This is a genomic window from Streptomyces sp. STR69 (assembly GCF_024519455.1).
Lineage (GTDB): Bacteria > Actinomycetota > Actinomycetes > Streptomycetales > Streptomycetaceae > Streptomyces.
The window spans coordinates 1-5,848 of record NZ_JALJRY010000070.1; the positions used below are offsets into that span (position 1 = coordinate 1).

Sequence of the window (5,848 nt, forward strand, 5' to 3'; positions counted from 1 at the left end):
ACGACCTGACCATCGGCAGCCTCCACACCTACTATGTGGAGGCTGGGACCACGCCAGTCCTGGTGCACAACTGCGATGTCGAGATTACTCAGGAGCAACTCGATACGCTTTCTGTCGGACCGCATGCAACTGGCGAGGGAATCGCGACGAAAGAGCCGGACCCCCTGCCACAAGAAATTCGTGATGCAGTTCAGGATGACGTGTGTCATACATGCGGTGACTCGCAGCCCGGTGCAAAACCGGTTAAGATCGGCGACCACCAGCCGCCAGTCAGTGTCAGTCCCGTCGGTTTCGAGTATCGCGTATTCAGTCATTGCTCCGTGTGCAGTGGGATTCAGAGTAGAGCTGTCCAGCTTCTTGCCAAAATCGGAAGAAACCACCAGATCTATGAGCCCAAGGGTAGATTTGAAGAGTTGATGGAGCTGGCCCGATCACATATTGCGGGGCATTGATGAGTCGCGAAATCCACGGAGGAATCTTGTGAAGATTGGAGAGATTGAGGTTTTCCTGAACTATGGACACCTCGTGATCGGTTCGGCTGGCGATCCTGATTTCGATCTACTGGTGTCCGATCCTCCTATGAGCGATACGAACCACGTCATGCTGGTCACGCGCGCCCAGATTGCGCCAGTGAGGATCGGGGTGTGGCGTGGCGTCGCGCCGAGGCCGTCTAGACAGGTCTTTACCGGTGATGTGCAACTTGCCACGGGTTACGTGACCCTGAGGGAATCGTCGGAGCCGCCGTTCTTCACATGGCCCGCGACCAGCCCCGGGGCGCAAGTAAAATTGTCGATCGGCACCGATGCCTGGGATGAGGCAACGGACGTCACTGTTGTTGTCGACCCCGATGGCGATTTCATGCCCGATGTGATGAGCAGAAGTGCTTTTGTTGATTCGCTAGCTGTGGTCGACTCTCTGGCGCAGATCGACCGCGTACTGAATAGTCATAACTACCCCGTCGATCGTCTTGCGGCAGCGATGCGAATTTTGATGCATGCTTCGCAGAGAGGTGCCTCAGAAGCGCGGATCCGATACGGCATCGCTTCCGTGATGGAATGGCTTAAGTGGCTGCATCCAGCTATTTCCCCGAGGTTGATCGAAAGCGTCTCCGAGACTATTCACGATGGCCTCGGGAGCGGCACCGCTCCAGGGGAAGCGGAAGCGTATGCAGTTATTTTCAATGTTTCCTCGGCTTTGGGTATCAGTGTCGATGATTTTCTCATGGCTCGATGATGTGGATCTCCAGGTAAAATGCCGGAATCAGGCAAGCAGGCTCCGGATTCACTGACGATGGTGTTTGATTGCGTGTTGGATTTCGTGACATGATTATCCGTTTTTGAGATGGTGATGAATTGCAGTTCAAACCGGGCGTGCTGGTGACGTTTCACGGCTAGACCAGGTGAAGGAGTTAAGTTTCCTCGGGTCGGCAGCGAAGTAATCGTCTCTTGTGAGCCGGCAAGCGCCCGGGTTGTATCGGTGAGTGCGCGGTACATCACGGTGGAATGGCCGTTAGCGTGGTCGACAACTCTACAAATTTCCGCTGGGACGGAAATCTTGCGCTGCCTTATGGAGAATCCAATTCGGAATGGTTTCCATAGCAATTCGAGCCGGCCACATCTGAGCTTCGCGTCGGAGATGTCTGCACGGTTTTCCTCCCGCCGACACGCCTTTATGTCGGACGCTACGAGGCGTATGATCCTCCACGGAATCTAGGTTGGGCTCCCGGGCCTACTGCCGGAATCTGCGTAATTCCGGCAGTAGGCCCGGGAGAACACGGGATGCTTGCTCTATCTAGGTGGAGGCGATCCCATTCGTGTTGAGCCGATCAGAGACTGAGAGTTCACCATTTGTTGATCTGAACGATCAGCCAACGCGAATTCGCCGAGTTGGCGGATCACCTGTGTATTCGGACGGAAGCTTTTGAGGCTCGTTCTAGCGGAGTGGTGAGTCGGTTGGACTGGCGGATGAGACCCTGGCAGCCCAGCTCCGTGTCATGTCGCGAAGGCAGCGGAATCAAAGCCGCCTATCTTCGGAGTAGTAGACGCACTGGTGGAGGTTCAGGTAGCGGCTGGCGCTGAGGTCGAGCGACTGGACGCCTGCCCATGGGGACGACGGTTTGAAGTTTCCGTCACCCGCGCCGCAGGAGCGGCTCGTCTCGGCGGTGTTGGAGGTGTTCGTGCCGGTCGTGAAGCGGCCGTCGCGGCTCGGCACCGCGGTGGTGAAGTAGTCGACGATCTGGGCGGGCATGTACACGCACTGGTGCAGGTTCAGGTAGCGGCCGGCCTGCGGAGCCCGGGCGTTCGCGTTGGCGCTGGCCGTCGGGGTCGGTGACGCGAACAGTGCGGCGGCGGTGGCCGCGGCGGCGAGCCACGTCCTGACCTGTCCCTTGAGGCGCACGTGTGTCCCCTTTCTGTCGTTGCGAACTGGAGGGGGTGGCTGCGCGATCTTGCGCGGGGTCAGCTCAGCACGTGTGCACGGGTGTCGACCGCGTGTCCTGTCTCCAATCCACCTGAAGGTGTGGGTTGCCCTTTCGAGCCTTTGACGGCCGGACCTGCCGTCTTGCCGGGGCGGTGGACTGGGACGGCGCCGGGAGGCGTACGGGCGGACATACCCGACGGCCCGGCCTGCTGGGTCGGTGTGGCCTGCTCCACCATCACTCGCGCCGTGGTCCGCTACTGGCGCCATCGTCCGCCCGGATCAGCCCCGATCAGCCCAGATCAGCCCGGCTCCGAAGGGGTCGACTAACGTGTCCGGGTGATCAGGAGCAGGATGGAATGGGACGCCCTCACCGACCGTGAGCCCAGCGCGTGGTACCGGGAGGAGCGGGACCGGCTCTCGGACATGGCCCGGGACGCCAACCGGAGTGGTCTGTTCGAGGAGTTGAGGAAGCATCCGACGAGGGTCAACCTCCCCCGGATCGGGATCCGCACCGGTTATGCCCCGCTGCATCAGGCGGCCTGGCACGGCGCGGCCTTCCCCGTCGTCTCCCGGCTGATCGCGCACGGCGTCTGGCGCACGCAGCGCACTCGGGACGGGCAGCGCGCCGTGGACATTGCACGGAAGCAGGGGCATACGCATCTGCTGGAGCTCCTGGAACCGGTCGTGGTGCGGCCACTCGGGCAGTTCGATGGTTGCCTTATGCGGAACGAGGATTTCGAAAAGTTCATGGAAGGCCTCGTCGAATACCTGCAAGGGGTTGAGGCGAACCGGATGAGGCCGGAAGGTCAGGCGACCGATGCTCGGTAGGGATCGGTGGGGACGATCTGTGCCTCGTCGAAGAGCTGTTCCAACGCCTCGTGTCCGTGACGCCTGCGGAACTCGATCTCGGCCGCGGTCACCGGCAGGGTCCACAGGATGCGGGCGTGCCCTCCAGGCAGCGGACAGTGTTCGAGGCCGGGGCCGTGGAGGTAGGGCAGGCTGATCAGAAGGTGGTCGCAGGTCGAACCGGGTACCCACGGTTCGCCGATCGGCATGCTGTGTTCCAGGTCGAGTTGATGCCCACCGCAGTGGTAGTAGGCGATCATCGCCATGAGTTCGATGAACCGTTGGTCGCGGACGTGCGCGGTCATGACGAACTCAAGTCCGTGACCGCGCTTCTCCACCGAGGCAGCCCAGCAACCGGCGGTCACATAGGCCCAGTTGTCGCTGCGCGGGCCGGGCTCCACAACGAGAACTCGTAGATCGGGTACTGTCTCTCGCCGTTCCGGGCCGAGGTCGTAGTTGACGACCTCCACCGCGTGCCCCGTGAAGAATGCCCGTACGTGTGACTCAACGACATCCGCGGCCAGCAGTCTCGCATCACTCACCACGCGATCATTCCAGACCGCATGTCCCCGGTGTGGATGTTCAGCCCCGGCCGGGCCTGGTGGGCGCAGTCGACCAGGCCGGGCTGGAGGTCCACGCCGCTGCACTCGAAGCGCTCGGCCAGGATCTCCAGGTCCCGGCCGGTGCCGCAGCCGAAGTCGACCAGTGTCCGGGCATCCTGCTTGTGCGACTCGATCAGGGTCTGGCAAATCCCGGCGCTCGTGCTGTCGGACTGGACCACGTCGTAAAGCACCGGGCCCCGATAGAGGAGGTTCGTGGCTTCCACGTGCTCGGCTTCCGTGTTTGCGCCGGTCAGTTGAGGCTTCGTAGTCCGACCTCCAGAGCGAGTACATCGCACAGCAGGCCAGGGACGACCAAGGCGGCGTCGGCGTTCGGCGGGGCCAAGGACCTGGAGGTCGGCGACGCCCTGCAGACCCAGACCAGCGCGGCTGATGTCGCTGGTGCCCGCGTTCGCCACGCGCACACCACCACTACTTTGCCTCGCCAGGTGTGCGGACCGGGCTATTGCCAGAAGCACTCGTCGATCACGATCTGTGGATCGGCGATGCGGGGTGCGAAGTGGTACCGCAGCCATCCCCGCCCGTGATCGAAGTAGAGGACGTGCTCGCCGCCAGGACGGGTGGACTGGACGGGCTCGACGCTCATTCCGGCAGGTAGCTCTCTGTCACTGTCGATGCCCCGGAAGTACGGATCTTTCGCGGTGACGAGTTCTGCGCGGGCGGCATCGACGAGGAAGCAGGCCTCGGTGGGGAGGGCGCTCCTGTTGGCCTCGGCTTCCTTCGTCCAATCGGCTTGCCAGGGTGGCCCCATGAACTCGCTGGTCACTGGCCGGGTTCCGCCTTCGCGGCGGTGCGGCGGATACGCCCGGCCTCTTCGATGAGGGTCTTGGCCCGGGCGTAGTCGGGTTCCTGGGCGGCCTCGTCCTCCAAAGCATGGGCCTTGGCTTCGAGGCGTGGGTCACGGGCGAGGGCGTATTCGCTCCACCAGCGGGCCATGAAGGCGGGCACGGGTGCGAGGTCGTAGGCGTCGGCGATGTCCCGGCGCCAGTGCCGGTCGAAGTCCACCAGGAGCTGTGGCGCGTGCTGGGCGATGGCGGCGCGGAGTGCCTTCGGGGTTCTCTCGGGCATGAGGGGGACGGCGGTCCCGGACCCGAACGGTGCGATGCTCATCAGCTTGGGCTTCCCTCGGTGGAGCGGTGTGATCAGGCGGCGGTCGAGAGCGAGGAGTCCGTGGAGCCGTCGGGCTCAGGGCATGCCTCGGCAGGCTTGGGACGGTTGTTCCGCACGGCGGCGCGGATCTTGGCGACCCGGTCACGCTTGACACCGAGTAGCCGCGCGACATGTTCCACCCGACCGTAAGGGATGGGGTTGTCGGCGGCTTTGGTGGTGGCCGCGTACACGAGTTCGGCGAGCTTCGCCCGCTCCTCCCGCACCTTTCCCTCCGCCCGTCGGATGACCTCTTGCTGGCGTGCGATTGCGGTCAACGCCGGAGCCTTCAGGTCTTCCTGGTAGCGCCCGTCCTCGGTACTCATAGGGTCGAGAATGACACACGATAACGACTCTTAACAATTGATTCTTCCAGGATGTGTTTCGGAGTCTGCGCAACTGGGCTCGGAGCGGTTGGGCAGCGTCATTAGGGCGCATCCAACGTCGGCGAGCCACAGCGCGGACTGCGCCGGGTGCGCGGAGGCGCCGCCCCATTCGAGGTATGCCCCCACCGAGCCGCGCTGCGATCCCCGTGGGTGCCACGTCCCTGTCGGGCTCGGCGACGTACGACCCGCTCGGGAAGGTGACGGCGACGCTGTCGCTGATAGGCCACCTGGGCTTCCAGTCGGGCTGGACGGAACCGGGCACGGGTGACGTGGGCACGGCGTCCCGCTGGTACAACCCGAACACGGGCGAGTTCTTGAACAAGGACAGTGTGTCGCTGGACCCGTCCCCGGACTCGGTGGCGGCGAACCCGTTCGCGTACGTCGACGACAACCCGATGGTGGGTACGGACGAGTCGGGTCACTGTTCCTGGT

10 protein-coding genes are annotated in these 5,848 nt (G+C 63.1%); 4 read left to right on the forward strand and 6 right to left on the reverse strand.

What is annotated here, in order from left to right; translation table 11 throughout:
• Both OC490_RS48835 and OC490_RS48840 read left to right on the forward strand, forming a co-directional pair.
• Nucleotides 1-452, forward strand: a 452-nt coding sequence (locus tag OC490_RS48835) for a hypothetical protein (RefSeq protein WP_262064519.1), incomplete at its 5' end; no start/stop codon positions are given.
• Nucleotides 453-480: 28 nt separating this feature from the next.
• Nucleotides 481-1,233, forward strand: a complete 753-nt coding sequence (locus OC490_RS48840) for a hypothetical protein (protein WP_262064520.1) — start codon at nt 481-483, stop codon at nt 1,231-1,233.
• 780 nt (nt 1,234-2,013) lie between these two features.
• Here the strand turns inward: OC490_RS48840 and OC490_RS48845 are convergent.
• Nucleotides 2,014-2,397 (reverse strand): hypothetical protein, encoded by a 384-nt coding sequence (locus OC490_RS48845; protein ID WP_262064521.1) that lies wholly within the window; start codon nt 2,395-2,397, stop codon nt 2,014-2,016.
• Between the two features lie 372 nt (nt 2,398-2,769).
• On the opposite strand from OC490_RS48845, the gene OC490_RS48850 reads away from it, so the two are divergent.
• Nucleotides 2,770-3,246 (forward strand): ankyrin repeat domain-containing protein, encoded by a 477-nt coding sequence (locus OC490_RS48850; protein WP_262064522.1) that lies wholly within the window; start codon nt 2,770-2,772, stop codon nt 3,244-3,246.
• On the opposite strand, the gene OC490_RS48855 is transcribed toward OC490_RS48850, so the two are convergent.
• From OC490_RS48855 to OC490_RS48875, 5 genes are all read right to left on the reverse strand, one after another.
• Nucleotides 3,225-3,806, reverse strand: coding sequence for a suppressor of fused domain protein (locus OC490_RS48855; protein ID WP_262064523.1), 582 nt, complete (start codon nt 3,804-3,806; stop codon nt 3,225-3,227). The two genes, OC490_RS48850 and OC490_RS48855, sit on opposite strands and share 22 nt — an antisense overlap.
• Nucleotides 3,803-4,090, reverse strand: a complete 288-nt coding sequence (locus OC490_RS48860) for a class I SAM-dependent methyltransferase (RefSeq protein ID WP_262064524.1) — start codon at nt 4,088-4,090, stop codon at nt 3,803-3,805. The genes OC490_RS48855 and OC490_RS48860 overlap by 4 nt, the downstream gene beginning before the upstream one ends.
• Nucleotides 4,091-4,326: 236 nt before the next feature.
• Nucleotides 4,327-4,650, reverse strand: a complete 324-nt coding sequence (locus OC490_RS48865) for a hypothetical protein (RefSeq protein WP_262064525.1) — start codon at nt 4,648-4,650, stop codon at nt 4,327-4,329.
• The gene (locus tag OC490_RS48870; RefSeq protein ID WP_262064526.1) at nt 4,647-4,994 is read right to left on the reverse strand and encodes a DUF6247 family protein; all 348 of its coding nucleotides are present in this window, start codon (nt 4,992-4,994) and stop codon (nt 4,647-4,649) included. The genes OC490_RS48865 and OC490_RS48870 overlap by 4 nt, the downstream gene beginning before the upstream one ends.
• A gap of 32 nt (nt 4,995-5,026) precedes the next feature.
• Entirely contained in the window at nt 5,027-5,356 is a 330-nt protein-coding gene (locus OC490_RS48875) for a hypothetical protein (RefSeq protein ID WP_262064527.1), read from the reverse strand.
• A 206-nt stretch (nt 5,357-5,562) separates the two neighbouring features.
• On the opposite strand from OC490_RS48875, the gene OC490_RS48880 reads away from it, so the two are divergent.
• A partial coding sequence (locus OC490_RS48880) for an RHS repeat-associated core domain-containing protein (protein ID WP_262064528.1) occupies nt 5,563-5,848 on the forward strand: 286 nt, incomplete at its 3' end.